At 54.7% G+C, this 254-nt stretch carries 1 protein-coding gene; it reads left to right on the top strand.

Annotated features, from left to right (window positions below; translation table 11 throughout):
• Positions 1-254: replication initiator protein A (locus AC0L2P_RS32435; RefSeq protein WP_473507271.1), on the top strand; the 254-nt coding region annotated here is incomplete at both ends.

Raw genomic sequence — 254 nt, 5'->3', positions numbered from 1 at the left:
AGTCATGGCTGATCCAACCCCCAACGTCGGCCAGCTCCCGTTGCTGGTCCCCGAACGCCACCCCCAACATGATCTGTTTATCTGCGACGTGGCGGATGCCGTTCTAAAAGACGTGATGCCGCAACTAGAGCATCCTTTTTATTCCCTGTCGAAGAAGCCCGAGACAAGCGTTCGCCGGTATGAACATAACGGCCAGTGGCTAGAGATTACGCCAAGCGTTAAGGGACTCGCCACGATCTACGACAAGGATATTC

Source organism: Mesorhizobium sp. WSM4836, from assembly GCF_055811815.1.
The sequence above is the reverse complement of the archived record's forward strand: the minus strand, read 5'-3'. Positions and strand labels throughout refer to the sequence as shown.